This window comes from Roseococcus sp. SYP-B2431 (assembly GCF_004336745.1).
Taxonomy (GTDB): domain Bacteria; phylum Pseudomonadota; class Alphaproteobacteria; order Acetobacterales; family Acetobacteraceae; genus Roseococcus.
In genome coordinates, this window is sequence record NZ_SJXD01000028.1 from 246,108 (window position 1) to 262,763 (window position 16,656).

At 70.7% G+C, this 16,656-nt stretch carries 18 protein-coding genes and 1 riboswitch; of the genes, 11 read left to right on the plus strand and 7 right to left on the minus strand.

Annotated elements, in window-relative coordinates; translation table 11 throughout:
* The first annotated feature begins 36 nt into the window (after positions 1–36).
* Together EJV46_RS19465 and metA are read left to right on the plus strand one after the other, a co-directional pair.
* A complete protein-coding gene (locus EJV46_RS19465; protein WP_131550374.1) occupies positions 37–1,053 on the plus strand; it encodes an alpha-hydroxy acid oxidase in 1,017 nt (338 codons plus the stop codon).
* A gap of 53 nt (positions 1,054–1,106) precedes the next feature.
* Positions 1,107–1,213, plus strand: a riboswitch (SAM-I-IV-variant riboswitch).
* A gap of 63 nt (positions 1,214–1,276) precedes the next feature.
* Positions 1,277–2,197, plus strand: a complete 921-nt coding sequence (gene metA, locus EJV46_RS19470) for a homoserine O-succinyltransferase (protein ID WP_131550375.1) — start codon at positions 1,277–1,279, stop codon at positions 2,195–2,197.
* Between the two features lie 62 nt (positions 2,198–2,259).
* Here the strand turns inward: metA and EJV46_RS19475 are convergent, their stop codons facing one another.
* From EJV46_RS19475 to EJV46_RS19485, 3 genes are read right to left on the minus strand one after another with little or no spacing between them, the layout of a single operon-like run.
* Entirely contained in the window at positions 2,260–2,808 is a 549-nt protein-coding gene (locus EJV46_RS19475) for a DNA-3-methyladenine glycosylase I (RefSeq protein WP_131550376.1), read from the minus strand.
* Complete coding sequence (locus EJV46_RS19480) at positions 2,805–3,230, minus strand: SufE family protein (RefSeq protein ID WP_131550377.1); 426 nt, start codon at positions 3,228–3,230, stop codon at positions 2,805–2,807. Before EJV46_RS19480 ends, EJV46_RS19475 begins: the two co-directional genes overlap by 4 nt.
* 7 nt (positions 3,231–3,237) lie before the next feature.
* On the minus strand, positions 3,238–3,810 hold the full coding sequence (locus tag EJV46_RS19485; RefSeq protein ID WP_240782657.1) for a CarD family transcriptional regulator: 573 nt from the start codon (positions 3,808–3,810) through the stop codon (positions 3,238–3,240).
* Here EJV46_RS19485 and EJV46_RS19490 point away from each other — a divergent pair.
* Positions 3,809–4,546, plus strand: coding sequence for a hypothetical protein (locus EJV46_RS19490; protein WP_165585603.1), 738 nt, complete (start codon positions 3,809–3,811; stop codon positions 4,544–4,546). The two genes, EJV46_RS19485 and EJV46_RS19490, sit on opposite strands and share 2 nt — an antisense overlap.
* A 143-nt stretch (positions 4,547–4,689) precedes the next feature.
* On the opposite strand, the gene fdxA is transcribed toward EJV46_RS19490, so the two are convergent.
* The 3 genes from fdxA to EJV46_RS19505 form a co-directional block, all read right to left on the minus strand.
* Positions 4,690–5,022, minus strand: coding sequence for a ferredoxin FdxA (gene fdxA, locus EJV46_RS19495; protein WP_131550380.1), 333 nt, complete (start codon positions 5,020–5,022; stop codon positions 4,690–4,692).
* Positions 5,023–5,094: 72 nt separating this feature from the next.
* The gene (locus EJV46_RS19500) at positions 5,095–5,406 is read right to left on the minus strand and encodes a S4 domain-containing protein (protein ID WP_131550381.1); all 312 of its coding nucleotides are present in this window, start codon (positions 5,404–5,406) and stop codon (positions 5,095–5,097) included.
* A gap of 3 nt (positions 5,407–5,409) precedes the next feature.
* Complete coding sequence (locus tag EJV46_RS19505; RefSeq protein WP_131550382.1) at positions 5,410–8,361, minus strand: helicase-related protein; 2,952 nt, start codon at positions 8,359–8,361, stop codon at positions 5,410–5,412.
* An 85-nt stretch (positions 8,362–8,446) separates the two neighbouring features.
* Here EJV46_RS19505 and EJV46_RS19510 point away from each other — a divergent pair, with 85 nt between their 5' ends.
* From EJV46_RS19510 to EJV46_RS19545, 8 genes are all read left to right on the plus strand, one after another.
* The gene (locus EJV46_RS19510) at positions 8,447–9,565 is read left to right on the plus strand and encodes an MFS transporter (RefSeq protein ID WP_131550383.1); all 1,119 of its coding nucleotides are present in this window, start codon (positions 8,447–8,449) and stop codon (positions 9,563–9,565) included.
* A 130-nt stretch (positions 9,566–9,695) separates the two neighbouring features.
* Positions 9,696–11,198 carry a replicative DNA helicase gene (locus EJV46_RS19515; protein WP_131550384.1) on the plus strand — a complete coding sequence of 501 codons (1,503 nt, stop codon included), beginning with the start codon at positions 9,696–9,698 and terminating at the stop codon, positions 11,196–11,198.
* Positions 11,199–12,239, plus strand: coding sequence for an alanine racemase (gene alr / locus EJV46_RS19520; protein ID WP_131550385.1), 1,041 nt, complete (start codon positions 11,199–11,201; stop codon positions 12,237–12,239).
* The gene (locus tag EJV46_RS19525) at positions 12,236–13,021 is read left to right on the plus strand and encodes an ABC transporter permease (RefSeq protein ID WP_131550386.1); all 786 of its coding nucleotides are present in this window, start codon (positions 12,236–12,238) and stop codon (positions 13,019–13,021) included. The genes alr and EJV46_RS19525 overlap by 4 nt, the downstream gene beginning before the upstream one ends.
* Complete coding sequence (locus tag EJV46_RS19530) at positions 13,018–13,791, plus strand: ABC transporter ATP-binding protein (protein ID WP_131550387.1); 774 nt, start codon at positions 13,018–13,020, stop codon at positions 13,789–13,791. Before EJV46_RS19525 ends, EJV46_RS19530 begins: the two co-directional genes overlap by 4 nt.
* 182 nt (positions 13,792–13,973) lie before the next feature.
* Positions 13,974–14,606 carry a YciI family protein gene (locus EJV46_RS19535; protein ID WP_131550388.1) on the plus strand — a complete coding sequence of 211 codons (633 nt, stop codon included), beginning with the start codon at positions 13,974–13,976 and terminating at the stop codon, positions 14,604–14,606.
* Positions 14,603–15,448 (plus strand): DMT family transporter, encoded by an 846-nt coding sequence (locus EJV46_RS19540; RefSeq protein ID WP_131550389.1) that lies wholly within the window; start codon positions 14,603–14,605, stop codon positions 15,446–15,448. Before EJV46_RS19535 ends, EJV46_RS19540 begins: the two co-directional genes overlap by 4 nt.
* Positions 15,449–15,514: 66 nt before the next feature.
* Positions 15,515–16,021 (plus strand): DUF1269 domain-containing protein, encoded by a 507-nt coding sequence (locus EJV46_RS19545; protein ID WP_131550390.1) that lies wholly within the window; start codon positions 15,515–15,517, stop codon positions 16,019–16,021.
* An 18-nt stretch (positions 16,022–16,039) separates the two neighbouring features.
* Here the strand turns inward: EJV46_RS19545 and EJV46_RS19550 are convergent, their stop codons facing one another.
* Positions 16,040–16,654 (minus strand): flavin reductase family protein, encoded by a 615-nt coding sequence (locus EJV46_RS19550; protein WP_131550391.1) that lies wholly within the window; start codon positions 16,652–16,654, stop codon positions 16,040–16,042.
* Positions 16,655–16,656: the final 2 nt, after the last annotated feature.

Genomic DNA, 16,656 nt, shown 5'->3' on the forward strand with positions numbered 1-16,656 from the left:
AGCCTCGCCGATTACGAGCCTGTCGCGCGCCAGCGCATGGGCGAGAACGCCTGGGCCTATATCTCCACCGGCTCGGCCGACGAGCTGACCCTGCGCGCCAATCTCGCGGCTTTCGGGCGGCTGCGCCTGCAGGGGCGCGTCCTGGCCGACATGGCCGGCGCGCAGACGCGCGTCACCCTCTTCGGCGACAGCTTCGACTATCCGATGCTGCTGGCGCCCGTGGCCTTCCATCGCCTCGTGCACCCCGAGGGCGAGCTGGCGACCGCCTTCGGGGCCGGCGCGATCCGGGCCGGCATGGTGGTCAGCACCCAGGCCAGCGTCCCGCTGGAGGAGGTGGCGCGCCAGGCGACCTCGCCGCTGTGGTTCCAGCTCTACCTGCAGCATGACAGGGAGTTCACGAGGTCGCTGGTCCAGCGCGCCGCCAATGCCGGCTACCGCGCCCTCGTCCTGACCGTCGACGCCCCCGTGACGCTGCGCAACCAGGAGCAGCGCCTCGGCTTCCGGCTGCCGCCGGGAATCCAGGCCGTGAACCTGCGCGGCATGGCCGCGCCCCCTCCCCCGCGGGCGGAGCCGCATGAAAGCGAGGTGTTCCGCGGCCTGCTCGACCCCGCGGCCACCTGGAAGGACATCGCCTGGCTGCGCTCCGTCACGGACCTGCCGGTGGTGCTGAAAGGCATCATGTCCCCGGCCGATGCCGCCCGCGCCGTCGCGGAGGGGGTGGACGGGATCATCGTCTCCAACCACGGGGGCCGCGCCCTGGACACGGCACCTGCCAGCATCGAGGCATTGCCGCGCGTCGCCGAGGCGGTGGCGGGCCGCATCCCCGTGCTCATGGACGGCGGCATCCGCCGCGGGAGCGACGTGCTGAAGGCGCTGGCGCTGGGCGCGAAGGCCGTGCTGGTCGGCCGGCCCTGTCTCTACGGCCTCGCCGTCGGCGGCGGGGTGGGCGTGGCGCATGTGATGAAGATCCTGCGCACCGAGCTGGAGATCGCCATGGCGCTGACCGGCTGTGCGTCCCTGGAGGCGATCGACCGTTCGGTGATCTGGGAGTAGCCGGCCGGGACCATGCTCCCGGTTGCCAATCCGCGGCGCCCCGATTACGCATGGCGGCACATCAGGAGTTGGGCCGACGCCCGACGCCAACCTGCCTCCCGGGCAAGGTGGCGCTCCCGCAAGGGAGGATGTGGCCGAACCGGCAACCAACGGGTCCCAGCCACGGCGTCCGTTCCGCTCCGATGCCACGGAGGACGCACATGGCTTCAGGATTTTCCCGCCGATGCCGATAAGGATTCCCGACGACCTGCCCGCCCGCGCCACGCTGGAGGCCGAGGGCGTCATGGTGATGCGCGAGGCGGACGCCCGGCGGCAGGACATCCGCCCCATGCGCATCGGGCTGCTCAACCTCATGCCGGACAAGGTGCGGACCGAGACGCAGTTCGCGCGGCTGCTGGGCGCAACCCCGCTGCAGGTCGAGCTCACGCTGGTGAAGATGACCAACCACGTCGCGCGCAACACGTCGGGCGAGCATATCCTCTCCTTCTACCGCGACTGGCAGGATGTCCGCGCCGAGCGCTTCGACGGCTTCATCGTCACCGGCGCGCCGGTCGAGACCCTGCCCTTCGAGCAGGTCACCTACTGGGACGAGCTGCGCCGCGTCTTCGACTGGACGCAGACCCATGTGCACCACAGCTTCCACGTCTGCTGGGGCGCGCAGGCGGCGGTGCACCACTTCCACGGCATGCCCAAATACCCGCTGCCGGAGAAGGCCTTCGGCGTGCACCGGCACCTGAACCTCGCGCCGGCCTCGCCCTATCTGCGCGGCTTCTCGGACGATTTCGCGATTCCCGTCTCGCGCTGGACCGAGGTGCGGCGGGAGGACATCCCGCCCGGCAGCGGGCTGCGCGTGCTGATGGAATCCGAGGAGGCGGGCCTCTGCCTGCTGGAAGACCCGGCGCACCGCGCGCTGCACATGTTCAACCACATCGAATACGATTCCAGCTCGCTGGCGGAGGAGTATTTCCGGGATCTCGCCGCGGGGAAGAAGATCGCCAAGCCGCTCGGCTATTTTCCCGAGGACGACCCCTCGCGCCCGCCCGGCAACCGCTGGCGCAGCCATGCGCACCTGCTCTTCGGCAATTGGATCAACGAGCTCTACCAGACGACGCCCTTCGACCTGGAGGAAATCGGCCGAGGGTGAGCCATCCCCGGCGAGCACGGCCGGGCCTTGCGGATCTCGACGCCGCCCAGCGGGCGGAGCCCTCAGCGCCGGAAGCAATCCCTCGCGTGATCGTTCACCATCCCGGCCGCCTGCATCCAGGAATAGACGATCACCGGCCCCACGAACTTGAAGCCGCGCTTCTTCAGCGCCTTCGACATCCGCTCCGAAAGCTCGGTCTTCGCCGGCACGGTCGCCCCGTCGCCCTGGATCGTGCCGCCACCGACCATGTCCCAGGCGAAGTCCGAAAAATCCTCGCCGGCGGCCTGCATGGCGAGGTAGGCGCGCGCATTGCCGATGGTGGCCTCGATCTTCGCCCTGGCGCGGATGATCCCGGCATCGCCCATCAGCCGCTCCACATCCGCCGGACCGAACGCCGCGACCTTCTCCGGGTCGAAGCCCGCGAAGGCGCGGCGATAGCCCTCGCGCTTGCGCAGCACCGTGATCCAGGCCAGCCCGGCCTGCGCGCCCTCCAGATTCAGCAGCTCCCATAAGGCGCGGGAATCGCGCTCGGGGACGCCCCATTCGCCGTCGTGGTACGCGCGCAGCAGCGGGTCGCTCTCGCACCAGCGGCAGCGATGGCGCTCCGTCACCCGCGCGCCGCGGCCTGGATGCGGGCCAGAACGGAGGCCACGCCGTTGCGGCGCGAGAGGCTGATATGCTCGCCCAGGCCCAGGCGCTGGAGGAAGTTGGGATCCGCCTCCCGGATCTCCTCGGCCGTGCGGCCGTTGAAGACGCGCAGCACCAGCGCCATCAGCCCCTGCACGATCGCGGCGTCGCTGTTGATGCGGAAGAAGAGCCGGTCGCCGTCGCGCGTCGGGACGAACCACACGCGCGACTGGCAGCCCGGCACAAGGTTCGCCTCCACCTTCTCCTCCGGAGTGAGCACGGGAAGCTCCCGCCCCATGTCCATCAGATACCGGTAGCGGTCCTCCCAATCGTCGAAGAGGGAAAATCCCTCCTCGAGATCGGCGATCACCTCCTCGATGGTGGAGGAGGGCGCTTCGACGGTCATGGTCCGCTCAGCTGGCCTTGGCGAAGGCGACGAGCTGGTCGCTGGCGGTCAGCTTGTCGATCTTCTCGATGGCCGCGTATTCCGCCGCTAGGCGCTCCAGCGCCTGCTCGTAGATCTGGCGCTCGCTGAAGGACTGGTCGGGCTGGCCGGCATTGCGCTGCAGGTCGCGCACGACCTCGGCGATCTGGATCGGGTCGCCACTGTTGATCTTCGCCTCGTATTCCTGCGCGCGGCGCGACCACATGGTGCGCTTGATGCGCGCGCGGCCCTTCAGCGTGTCGATCGCGGCCTCGAACTCCTTCTGCGTGAACAGCTTCCGCAGGCCGGCCGTGGGCACCTTGTTGACGGGAACGCGCAGCGTCATGCGGTTCTCCTCGAAGGTGACGACGATCATGTGCAGTTCCATGCCCGCGGCCTCGATGATCTCGATGCCCTGCACGGTGCCGACGCCGTGGGTCGGATAGACGACGTGGTCGCCCGCCTTGAGCTCGATCTTGGCGGCCGGCGGGCGCGGCGGGCCGGACTGCGCTTCCGCGAAACCGGGACGGCCGGGGCTGCGGACCGCGAAGGATGGCGGCATGTTGGGCCTTCCCATGGGCGGGCGCGGGGACATCGGATTGCCGCCGCTGCGCATGGGCATGTTGGGCGGCGCGGCGACGATGATGTTGGGGCGCGGGGCAGCCGGCGCAACCGGCGCCGGCGCGGCGGGAGCCGGCTCGGGCCTCTCGACCGCGACAGGCTTCGGCGCCTCTTCCGGAACGGGCTTCGCGGCGGCAGAAAGGGGCTTGGCGGGGGCCTTGGGAGGGGACTTGGTGGCCGGGGAGGCCTTGCTGCTGGTCACTGGACGGGTTGCTGCCTTCGTAAGAGTGGCTTTGGGTGCCGCGGCCGTCTTGGCCACCGGCCTGGGTTTCGGAACCGGTTTCGCGGCTGCCTTTGAAGCTGGCTTGACCACGGTCTTCGGAACCGGCTTGCGTGCCGCCGCCTTGACGGGCTTCGGCGCCGGACGGGTTGGAGCCGCGCGGGTTGGAGCCGGGGGGGCCTGGGCCGCCTTCCGCTCCGCCGGCTTCGCCGCTTTCCCAGCCGGCTTGGCCGCCGCCCGGACCGCCGGCCTGGATGGGCCTGACCTGGATGTCGCCGGCGGCTTGGATGCCGCTTTGGGCGCGGCCCGCTGCGGGGCCGGCTTGGCGGCGGCCTTCACGGGCTTGGCCTTGGCGGCCGGCTTCTTGACGGGGGACGGGGCCTTTCTGGCACGCGCGGACGAGGGCTTACTCCGAGGCGACGTGGCCATGTGCGACGAGACTCCTGCAACCCAGTGAGGAGGGAGCCGAACGCGCTGAACCCCTTGGCGCCTTTGCCTTATCGCCGTGGGGATTTGCGCTTCCGTCGCGATCATATAGCACAAAAAACGCGCCATGTCACGCAGAGAGAGGCATTGCCGCGTCGCCCAGGCCTCCTCGTCTCAGGGCGTGCCCGGCTCCGGGCTCAGGAGTTCGGCCTTGCCGGGCTTGCCCTTCCACTCTTCCGCGTCGGCCGGCGGCTCGCCCTTGCGGGTGATGTTCGGCCAGGTCCTGGCGTAGTTGCGGTTGAGCTCCAGCCAGGGCGTCGCCTTGTCGTCGCTGTCCGGCAGGATCGCCTCGGCGGGGCATTCCGGCTCGCAGACGCCGCAGTCGATGCACTCATCCGGATGGATGACCAGGAAGTTCTCGCCCACGTAGAAGCAGTCGACGGGACAGACCTCGACGCAATCCATGAACTTACACTTGATGCAGTTTTCGGTGACGACATAGGTCACGAAGGCAGCTCCCGATCTTCGCAGTCGCGGTAGAAATGACGCCGGGGCGTCACGTTGACAAGCGCCGGTGGATCATAGCTGTGCCCGGGTCACGTCCGCCCCCTCCCGGACTTCCTCGTACAGCGCCCGGGCCTCGGCGGGCGGCCCGCGCCGGTCGCCCAGCGCCAGCACGCGCCAGACCCGCACCTCGACGCCCCCCGGGCCGTCCCACCCGAAGGTGAGCACGTCGCCCACGCGGATTCGCGCATGGGCCTTGGTGACCGGCTGGCGGTTGAGGCGGAAGCCACCGGCCTCGACGCGCGCGCCGCAGAGCGGCTTGGACTTGGCCAGGCGCGCATGCCAGAGCCAGGTGTCGAGGCGCCGGAAATCCGCCCCTGCCTCCATGCGCTATTTCAGCTTGAGCTTCATCAGCGCGGCGAAGGGGCTGTCCTCCGCGCTCGTGGAGGGCCGGTCCTCGTGGAAGGTCCGGGTCTCGGGACCGCCCGAGCGGTCCCGGTCGCGCGGCGGGCCGCCGCGGCGGTCGTCACGGCGCGGACCGTCGCGGCGGGGGCCGTCCCAGCGGTTGCCGCCGCCCTCGCGCCGCGGGCCGTCGTTGCGCTGTCCCTCGGGGCGGGGCGTGCCCTCGTTCGAGCCGGCCGGACGCGGCGCGCCCGCATCCGCGCGCGGCTCGCGCGGAGCGCCACCCTGGCCCTGGCCATGGCGCGGGCCGCCCTTGCCGGGGAAAGGCCCGCGATGGCGGTCGCGGCGGGGGCCGTCCTGGCGGCGCGGCGCCTCCGATCCTTCGGCCGGAGCCGCGCCCTCGCCGGCGGCGGGCGCGGTCCCTTCGGCGGCACCGGCCTGCTCCCGGCGCTGGTTCGGATTCGGCCCACGGCCGCGATTGGGCTGATGCTGGCGATCCCGGCGCGGCGGCGCGGCGGGGCGCGCCCAGGCCACCATCGCCGGCAGCACGGGGCCCTGCATGTCCTCGGGCAGCACCTCGGAGGGGATCAGGCGGAAGCCGAGCGCGCTCAGCACCGGCTCCAGCATGTCGCCCTTGATGCCGAATCGGCCCAGGATTTCGGGCGGCAGCGGGGCGGGCGCGCGGCGGGTGAGATAGCCCAGCTCGGCCGCCACGCGCTCCGCCACGTCCAGGCGCAGCAGCACGGGGCCGGCGGGCACCCAGCCCATGATGGGGCCGAAGCCCTCGGGCCAGGACAGCGCCATCACGCCGTCCGCCGGGATCGAGACCAGGCCCGGTGCCGGCAGCGGCGGCGTCGGCAGGTCGTAGCTCAGCGCCCAGAGCTGCGCGCGGAGCGCCATGGGGCGCGGCTTCAGCGCCTCGGGCACGTAGAGCGCGAAGCGGCCGGCGCGGATGCCGATCGCCTTCAGCTTGGCGCGCAGCTCGTGGCCGATGTTGTTGCGCGTGTCGCCGGGCTTCAGGCCCAGCGTCTCGCGCAGCTGGAAGGCCGGCCCGCGCAGCGTGTTGTCCTCGGCGGCCTTGGCCTCGATCGCCGCGATGGCCGCCAGATCCTTGGAAAGCACGCCCTCGATCCAGCCGGCCAGCCGCGCCCGCACGCGCTCGCGCTGCGGACCGTCGAGGAATTCGGAGGCATGGACCTCGATGAGCGGCTTGCCCGGCTCGCTGCCCATCTTGAGGCGGGCGATCTCGGCGCCGTCCCAGGTGATGCGGTGCTCGGAGGTCAGGGCCAGGCTCTCGACCTTGGCGGTCTCCAGCGCGGCAAGCCGGCGTGGAATCTCCTGCACGAGCGCGCGGCGCGCGGCGCGGAGGATGAGCTTCTTCTCCTCGTCGCCGCCCTCGCCCAGCTCGGGCACGAATTCGAAGCCGACGACCTGGCCGACCTTGTGGCCCTCGACCACCACCTCGCCCTGGCGGGTGACGGCGGAGAGGAGCTCGTCCTGCGTGTTGTCGAGGCTGCGGATCAGATGGGCCGCGCGGCGGTCCACGAAGCGGGCGGTGAGGCGCTCGTGCAGGGCGTCGCTGACGGCGTCCTCGGCGGCGCGGGCCGCCTCCTGTTGGACGGCCGCATCCCGGACCCAGTCGGCGCGGGCGGCGATATAGGCCCAGACGCGGATGGCGGAGAGGCGCGACATCAGCGTGTCGAGGTCGCCCTCGGTGCTGGTGCAGGAGGCGATCTGCGAGGCGATCCAGTCGCTCGGCAGCACGCCGTCCTCGGCCAGATGCGTGAAGATGCGCCCGACGAGGCGCATATGGGTGTCGTCCGCCAGCTTGCGGAAATCGGGGATCTGGCAGGCCTCCCACAGCAGCGCGACCCGGGCCCGCGACGCGGCGAGCTTGCGGATGGCGTCCTCGCGCCCGAGCTGGCTCAGCACGATATGGTCGGTCGCGTCGTTGCCCTTGGTCAGGCCGGGCTGGGGCGAGGGTGCGCCCAGGCTGTCGAGCAGGGCGTCGATGCTGGAGAAGTCGAGATCGCTGTTGCGCCAGACCAGCGCCTGCAGCGGCTCGAAATGATGTCCCTCGATCTTGGAGACCATCTCGTCGGACAAGGGCGGGCATTCGGCGGTGGTGCCGAAGGTGCCGTCGCGCATGCCGCGCCCGGCGCGGCCGGCGATCTGCGCGGCCTCCTGCGCGGACAAGGCACGGGGGGAATTGCCGTCGAACTTCTGCAGGCTGGCGAAGGCGACGTGATCGACATCCATGTTGAGGCCCATGCCGATGGCATCCGTCGCCACGAGGAAATCGACCTCGCGGTCCTGGTACATCGTCACCTGGGCATTGCGCGTGCGGGGGCTGAGGCGGCCCATCACGACCGCGCAGCCGCCCCGGCGGCGGCGGATGGCCTCGGCGATCGCGTAGACCTCCTGCGCGGAGAAGGCGACGACGGCGCTGCGGGCCGGCAGGCGGGTGAGCTTCACGGGGCCGGCATAGGCCAGCTTGGAGAGGCGCGGGCGCGTCTCGATCTCGACCTGCGGCACGAGGCGCTGCAGCAGCGGGCGGATGGTCTCGGCGCCCATGAACATCGTCTCGACCAGGCCGCGCGCATTCAGCAGGCGGTCGGTGAAGATATGGCCGCGATCGGGGTCGGCGCAGAGCTGGATCTCGTCGACGGCGAGGAACTCCACCCTGCGGTCCAGCGGCATGGCCTCGACCGTGCAGGCGAACCACTTCGCCTCCGGCGGGATGATCTTCTCCTCGCCGGTGATGAGCGCGACATTCGCCTCGCCCTTCTGGGCTACCATGCGGTCATAGTTCTCGCGCGCCAGGAGGCGGAGCGGGAAGCCGATGATTCCCGACGAATGCGCGAGCATGCGCTCCATCGCGAGATGGGTCTTTCCGGTGTTGGTCGGGCCGAGAATGGCCTTCACGCGGGCGTCGAACATGACCGTATTCCAGCAAAAGTCCGGAGCCTTATGGACCAAGCGCGGGTGATTGCAACTTGGCGGGTCCGGGGAGAGATTGCCGCCGGTGTCCCCTCCCCGCAGCTTCGCCCTGATCTACGGCGCCCAATTCCTGGGCATCGGGGCCATGATGCCCTTCCTGCCGGCCATCCTGGCCGAGGGCGGGCTGACCTCCGGGCAGGTCGGCGGCGTCATGGCGGCGGGCTCCATCATGCGCCTGCTGGCGGCCCCGCTGGGTGGCCGGATCGCCGACGGTATGGGCGATGCGCGGGTGATCCTGGCGGCGGCGGCGCTGGTCGCGGCGGCGGGGGCGGCGGGCTTCGGGCTGGCGGCGGGGCTGGCGCTGCTGGCGGCGGTGCAGGTCGCGCACAGCATCGCCATGGCGCCGGTCGTCCCCCTGACGGATGCGCTGGCGGTGGGCGCCGTCCGTAAACACGGCTTCGACTATGCGCGGGTCCGGGCCTCGGGCTCGGTCACCTATATCCTGGGCGCCGTGCTGGCGGGCCAGGCGGCGCAGCTGGCCGGGCCGCGCATGGCGGCCTGGATCCTGGCCGGGGCGCTGGTGGCCACCGCGATCCTGGCGCTGCGCCTGCCCGATACGCGGCGGCCGGGCGTGGTGGCGAAGGGCTCGCTCTGGGCGCCGCTGCGCGAGCCCGGCTTCGTGCGGATCCTCGCCATCGCGGCGCTGATCCAGGGCAGCCACGCGATGTATTATGCCTTCTCGACGCTGCACTGGCAGGCGGCGGGGCTGGGCACGGGCTTCATCGGCGTGCTCTGGGGCTTCAGCGTGGTGTCGGAGGTGCTGCTCTTTCTTTATGGGAAGCCCTTCGTGCTGCGGCTGGGCGTGCGCGGGCTGGTGATGCTGGCCGCCGGCGCCGGCCTGCTGCGCTGGAGCGTCTTCGCCGTCACCACCGAGCCCGCGCTGCTGCTCCCCATCCAGATCCTGCACGGCGCGACCTTCGGGGCCATGCACCTCGCAACGATGCAGGCGTTGCTGGGCCTGCCCGCGCATGTCGGCGCGCGGGCGCAGACGCTGGTCGCCTCGGCCGTGAGCGCAGCCTCGGGCGGGCTGATGTGGGCGAGCGGGCTGCTTTATGCGGCGGTGGGCGGGCATGCCTTCCTCGCCATGGCGGTGCTGTGCGGGCTGGGAATGTCGCTGGCCGTTCGAATTCGGCCGGCCGCGTAGATCCCGGACATGCGAGAAGCTGAAATTCCTGCCGGGCGACCAAGGGGGGAGCCATCGACCTTCCGCCCCCGCTATCCACAGCCCGGTCCGGTGGCGGAGGCGCCCCCATCCCGGGTAGGATGCCCGCCGCATGAACAATATCCCCCCTTCGGAGGGCCAGGGCCTCTTCGGCCTCGGCACGCGCCTGCCCCCGGCCAGCCTCGAGGCCGAGCAGGCGCTGCTCGGCGCGCTGCTGGCCAACAACAAGGCTTATGAGCGCGTCAGCGAGTTCCTGGAGGCCGAGCATTTCGCCGACGCCATCCATGGCCGCATCTACACCGCCATCCGCCGCCGCGTGGAGAACGGCCAGCTCGCCGACGCCGTGACGCTGCGCCGCGAGTTCGAGCACACGGGCGAGCTCGCCGAGGTGGGCGGCCCGGCCTATCTGGCGCAGCTGCTCTCGGCCATGGTCGGCATCGTCAATGCCGGCGAGTACGGCCGCCTCATCCACGACTGCTACATCCGGCGCCAGCTCATCGACCTGGGCGAGACGGTGGTGAACCGCGCCTTCGGCTCGGAGCCCGAGCTGGAGGGCAAGGAGCAGATCGAGGCGGCGGAACAGCTCCTCTTCGACCTCGCGACCGAGAAGGCGGCCGAGGGCGGCGCCATCACCTTCGAGCGCGCGCTGACCCGCGCGGTGGAGATCGCGGCCAAGGCCAAGGAGAATGGCGGCGGCGTCTCGGGCCTCGCCTCGGGCCTGCGCGACTTCGACGCCAAGATGGGCGGGCTGCACGACTCGGACCTCATGATCCTGGCCGGGCGCCCGGCCATGGGCAAGACCGCCCTCGCCACCAAGATCGCCTATGGGGCGGCCAAGGCCCTCATGCGGGAGGCCGAGGAGACCGGCCAGCGCACCGGCCAGGTCGCCATCTTCTCACTGGAAATGAGCTCGGACCAGCTGGCAAACCGCCTTCTGTCCGAGGCCAGCCGCATCCAGGGCGACCGCATCCGCCGCGGCGAGATCAGCCAGCGCGAGTTCGACCACTTCGTGGGCGTGAGCCGCGAGCTGTCTCAGCTCCCACTGCTGATCGACGACACGCCGGCCATCACGCTTTCCGCGCTGCGCACCCGCTGCCGGCGCATCCAGCGCACGCGCGGGCTGCGGCTGGTGGTGGTGGACTATCTCCAGCTCATGCGGCCGGCCGCCGGCACGCGGCCCGAGTCGCGCGTGCTGGAGATCAGCATGATCACCCAGGGGCTGAAGGCGATCGCCAAGGAGCTCTCGCTGCCGGTCATCGCGCTGTCCCAGCTCTCGCGCGCCGTGGAGCAGCGCGAGGACAAGCGGCCCCAGCTGTCGGACCTGCGCGAATCCGGCTCGATCGAGCAGGACGCCGACAGCGTGATGTTCGTCTATCGCGACGAGTACTACCTCAAGCAGCGCGAGCCCAAGATCACGAACTTCCCCGACGATTCCAAGTTCCAGGACGCCATGACGCGCTGGCAGCAGGACATGGAGCGGGCGCACAACAAGGCGGACCTCATCATCGCCAAGCAGCGCCACGGCCCCACCGGGACGATCCCGCTCTTCTTCGAGGCGGAGTTCACCCGCTTCGGCGACCTCGACACCGAGCATGTGCAAAGCTATGGCGACTGAATGTCGCGCGGCCTGCTGACCATCGATCTCGGCGCGATCGTGCGCAACTGGCGGAAGCTTTGCGCGATCCACGCCTCGGGCGCGGTGGCGGGGGTGGTGAAGGCCAATGCCTATGGGCTCGGCGCCGGCCCGGTCGCCACGGCGCTGCGCGATGCGGGCTGCCGGCATTTCTTCGTGGCTCAGCCGCGCGAGGGGATCGCGCTGCGCAAGGTGCTCGGGCCGGAGCCGATGATCGCCGTGCTGGGCGGCTTCCCCCGCGCGCGCCGCCACGGCCTGACGCCGGTGCTGAACAGCCTCGAGGAGCTGCGCGCGCATCAGGGCCAGGCGATCCTGCAGGTCGATACCGGCATGTCGCGCCTCGGGCTCGACGCCTCGGAGCTGGAATCGCTCGCGCGCGATCCCTCGCCGCTGGAGGGGACGGAGCTGCTCTATGTCATGACGCACCTCGCCGCGGCCGACGAGCCGGGCCATCCGCTGAATGCCGTGCAGGCCGACCGCTTCGCCGAGGCCTGCCTCAAGCTCCCGCGCGCCCGGCGCAGCTTCGCCAATTCCTCCGGCATCTTCCTCGGCGGCCGCTATGCGAGCGACCTCGCCCGGCCGGGCTGCGCCCTCTACGGCATCAACCCGACGCCGGGGAAGCCCAATCCGATGGAGCCGGTCGTGCGGCTCGAGGTGCCGGTGCTGCAGCTCCGGACGATCGCCGCGGGGCAGACGGTGGGCTATGGCGGTACCTGGATGGCCGCGCGGCCGAGCCGCATCGCCACCATCGCGGCCGGCTATGCGGACGGGCTGCCGCGCGCCATCGACGGCAGGGCGAAGGGCGTGATCCGCGGGAAAGCCGTGCCGATGGTGGGCCGCGTCTCGATGGACCTCATCACCCTCGACGTGACCGACGCGCCCGGGGCGGCGGTGGGCGACCTGGTCGAGATCATCGGCCCCGCCCAGGATGCCGATGCGCTGGCCCGGATTTGCGGCACCATCGGCTACGAGATCCTGACCTCGCTGGGCAATCGCTACGAGCGCCGGTACCTTCCGGCATGACCAGGTTCCTGGACCTCCTCGCGCTGATCGGACGCGCGCTCATCTCGGCCTGCCGCACGCTCGGCGACGTCGCGCTCTTCGCGCTGGCCGGCGCCTCGCATCTGGTCCGGCCGGGCTTCCCCTTCCGGCAGTTCGGGCGCCACTTCGTCGAGATCGGCTATTTCTCGCTCCCCGTGGTCGCGTTGACGGCGCTCTTCACCGGCATGGTGCTGGCGTTGCAGAGCTTCACCGGCTTCTCCCGCTTCAATGCCGAGAGCGCCATCGCCTCCGTCGTCGTGCTCTCCGTGACGCGCGAGCTGGGGCCGGTGCTGGCGGGGCTGATGGTGGCCGGGCGCATCGGCGCGGCCATGGCGGCCGAGATCGGCACCATGCGCGTGACGGACCAGATCGACGCGCTGACCACCCTCAGCACCGATCCGATGAAGTATCTCGTCGCGCCGCGCCTGCTGGCCGCGACGCTGGCCATGCCGCTGCTCGTGGTCGTGGCGGATATCCTCGGCGTCTTCGGCGGCTTCCTGATCGGCACGGTGAAGCTGGGCTTCGTGCCGCAGATCTACCTCGCGCGGACCTTCGACGTTCTGCAGACCATGGATGTGGTGAGCGGGCTGGTGAAGGCCGCGGTCTTCGGCTTCCTCATCGCGCTGATGGGCACCTGGTGCGGCTACAACAGCAAGGGGGGCGCGCAGGGCGTGGGCCAGGCGACGACGCGGGCGGTGGTGGCCTCCTCCATCCTGATCCTGGCGCTGGACTACGTGATCACCGAGGCGTTCTTCAGCCGATGAGCGATGCGTTGAAAATCCGCCTGCGCGGACTGAAGAAGCGCTTCGGCGACAAGGTGGTGCTCGACGGCGTCGACCTCGACGTGCGCGCGGGCCGTTCCATGGTCATCCTGGGCGGCTCCGGCTCCGGCAAATCGGTCACGATCAAGTGCATCCTCGGCCTCATCCGGCCCGATGAGGGGCTCATCGAGATCGACGGGCGGGACGTCGCGAAGATGTCGCGCGAGGAGCGCGCGGCGATCCTCGACCGCACGGGAATGCTGTTCCAGAACGGCGCGCTCTTCGACAGCCTGCCGGTCTGGGAGAATGTCTGCTTCAAGCTGCTGGCGCAGCGGCGCATCACGCGCGCCGCCGCGCGCGAGAAGGCCGCCGAGGTGCTGGAGCAGGTGGGCCTCGCGGCCAGCGTGGGCGACCTCTCGCCCGCCGAGCTCTCGGGCGGCATGCAGAAGCGCGTGGCGCTGGCGCGCGCGATCGCGGCGCAGCCCGACATCATCTTCTTCGACGAGCCGACCACGGGCCTCGACCCCATCATGGGCGCCGTCATCGACGGGCTGATCGTGGACTGCGTGAAGAAGCTGGGCGCGACCGCCTTCTCCATCACGCATGACATGGCCAGTGCGCGCCGCATCGGCGACGACGCGGCGATGATCCACAAGGGCCGCATCGTCTGGACCGGTCCGGCGAACGCGCTCGGCGACACGGGCAATGCCATGGTGGACCAGTTCGCGCGCGGGGAGCGCGAGGGGCCGATCCAGATGGAGCTGCGGAAGTAGCGCGCCATTGCAGAATGGAGGCCGGCGACGGAGTATCCGCCCGCGTCGTGTTCGCCTCGCTGGCGAATGCGCCAGCTACGAGCGGCCGGCGCGCCGCAACCAACAACGAAGCCGGGTGCGCCCCGACAGGGCGCGAAGCCAAGCCGCCGGAGGCGGCGCCCGGCGAGTGAGGGCGGAAGAACATGGGCTACGTCATCATCGCATGGGACGGCACGGACAAGCATGCGCTCGGTCGGCGCATGGCCGTGCGCGACCGGCACCTCGAGGTCATCACGCGCTGGGCGAAGGCAGGGCGGCTGCAGCTCGGCTTCCCGACCTTCCGCGCGGATGGTTCCATCGCTGGCTCCATCATGTTCCTCGACGAGGACGAGGTGGGCGCGAAGGAGTACCTCTCCGAGGAGCCCTTCGCGCGCGAGGGCGTCTGGCAGAGCTACGAGGCGCGGCCCTTCCGCATCGCGCCTCTCGAATACCAGCCGCTGCCGGGCGGCCCTATGCCGGACAAGCCCACGCACAGCGTCGTGATCGCCGAGGATGGCGAGAACGCGGTGGCGAAGCGGATTGCCGCGCGCGGCGCGCATTTCGACCGGGTTTCGGGGCTCGCAAAGGACGGCACGCTCACCTTGGGCGGCGCGCTGCTGAATGCGAAGGGCGAGATGGTCGGCTCCATCGCTATCACCAGGCACGCGACCGAGGCGGAGGCGCGCGCCTTCTGGGCTGAGGATCCCTATGTGAAGGAAGGCGTCTGGCAGAAGATGCAGTTCTTCACCACACGCTTCGCCCCCCTGCCCTACAAGCCCCTGCCCCGCCCGGAATGATTCCTTTGAGCGCCACGCTCGCCGGCGTCGGCGCCCTGATCCTCTGGGCCTTCCTGGCGCTGCTGTCGCGGCTGGCGGCGGGGGTGCCGCCGCTCCAGCTCACCGCGATGAGCTTCTGCGTCGCGGGGGGGCTCGGCCTCGCCATGCTGGCCTTGCGCGGACAGCTCGGCGTGCTGCGCCAGCCGCCGATCGTCTGGCTGCATGGGGTGGGCGGGCTCTTCGGTTATCACGCGCTCTACTTCGCGGCGCTGGCCTATGCGCCGGCGGTCGAGGCCAACCTGCTCAACTATCTGTGGCCGCTGCTGATCGTGCTGCTCTCCGCGCCGATCCTCGGGATGCGGCTCGGGCCGCGGCGGCTCGCGGGCGTGGCGCTCGGCTTCCTCGGCAGTCTCGTGCTGCTGGGCGGCGGCGCGCGCTTCCCCGCCGAGGCCTGGTTCGGCTTTCTCTGCGCGGCGGGCTGCGCGCTCACCTGGTCCACCTATTCGGTGACGGCCAAGCGCCTCGCCGCCGTACCGACCGAGGCGGTGGCCGGCTTCTGCGCCGCCTCGGCCGTGCTGGCGGCGGCCGCGCATCTGGCCTTGGAGCCGAGCGTCATGCCCGATGCGCGCCAGGCCCTCGCCGCGCTGGTCCTTGGGCTCGGGCCGGTCGGCGCGGCCTTCTTCCTCTGGGATTTCGGGATGAAGCGCGGTGACCCGCGCCTGCTCGGCACGCTCGCCTATGCGGTGCCGGTGGCCTCCACGCTGCTGCTGATCGCGGCCGGCAACGGGGCGCTGAGCTGGAACGTGGCCGCGGCGCTCCTGCTGGTGACGGGCGGCGGCTGGCTGGCGGCGACGGCGCGCTGATTCTTCAAACCACTATGATGCTGTGGGATGCTAAACTGGGCCGTACGAAACCCAGGAAGGCATCCCATGGCTGATCTTCTCGTCATCGAATTTCCCACCGAGGCCCAGGCCGAGGAAGTCCGCACCAGGCTGTTCGGCCTTCAGCGCGAGTACCTGATCGAGCTGGGCGATGCGGTGGTCGCGGTGAAGCAGGCTGACGGCAGCGTGAAGCTGAACCAGCTCTTCCAGCCCGTCGCCGCCGGTGCCGCCTCGGGCGCGCTCTGGGGCTCGCTGATCGGGCTGATCTTCCTGATGCCGCTGGCGGGTGCGGCTCTCGGCGCCGCCTCGGGCGCGCTGGGCGGCAAGCTCACCGACCTCGGCATCAACGACGCCTTCATGAAGGACGCGGCGAAGACCCTGCATTCGGGCAATGCCGCGCTCTTCCTGCTGATCCGCAAGATGACGACCGACAAGGTGATGGCCGAGTTGCAGGGCACCGGCGGCACCATCCTGCGCAGCTCCTTCGACGAGACGAAGGAGGCGGAGCTGCGCGCGGCGCTGGCGGCAGCGACGCCGGCGGCGCCGCTCGCCTGAGTCTTCTGCCAGGGGCGCTCAGTCGGCCGGCCGGATCATCTCGAAGAGGCTCGTCACCTCCGCATAGTCGCCGCGATAGCCGCAGCGCGCGATCGGGCGCGCGGCGGCCGTGTCGAAGATGCCGTCCTTCAGGAATTCGCGGCGCATGTGCACCCCGGTGACCTGGCCGATGACGACATGGCTTTCGAGCTGCTTCCCCTCCAGGTCCTTCATGCGCAGGATCTGCAGCACCTTGCACTCCAGCGCGGCCGGCGCGGCGGCGACTCGGGGCGGCTTCACGCTGGTGGAGGGCGCGGCGTCGAGGTCCGCGAGCTCCATCTCGTTCACGCCATGCGGCACGCCGCGGCAGGTCTCGTTCATCGCCTCGGCCAGCTCGCGGGTGACGAAGCTGCAGACGAACTCGCCCGTCTCCTCGACGTTGCGGACGCTGTCCTTATAGCTCTCGCTCGAATAGGCGACGATCGGCGGGCGGCCGCTCAGCGCGTTGAAGAAGCTGTAGGGCGCGAGGTTCACGCGGCCCAGCTTGTCGACGGTGGTGATCCAGCCGATCGGGCGCGGCGCGACGATAGCCTTGAAGGGGTCGTGCGGCAGGCCGTGGCCCTGGCGCGGATCGTAGAAATGCGTGTCGGTCATGC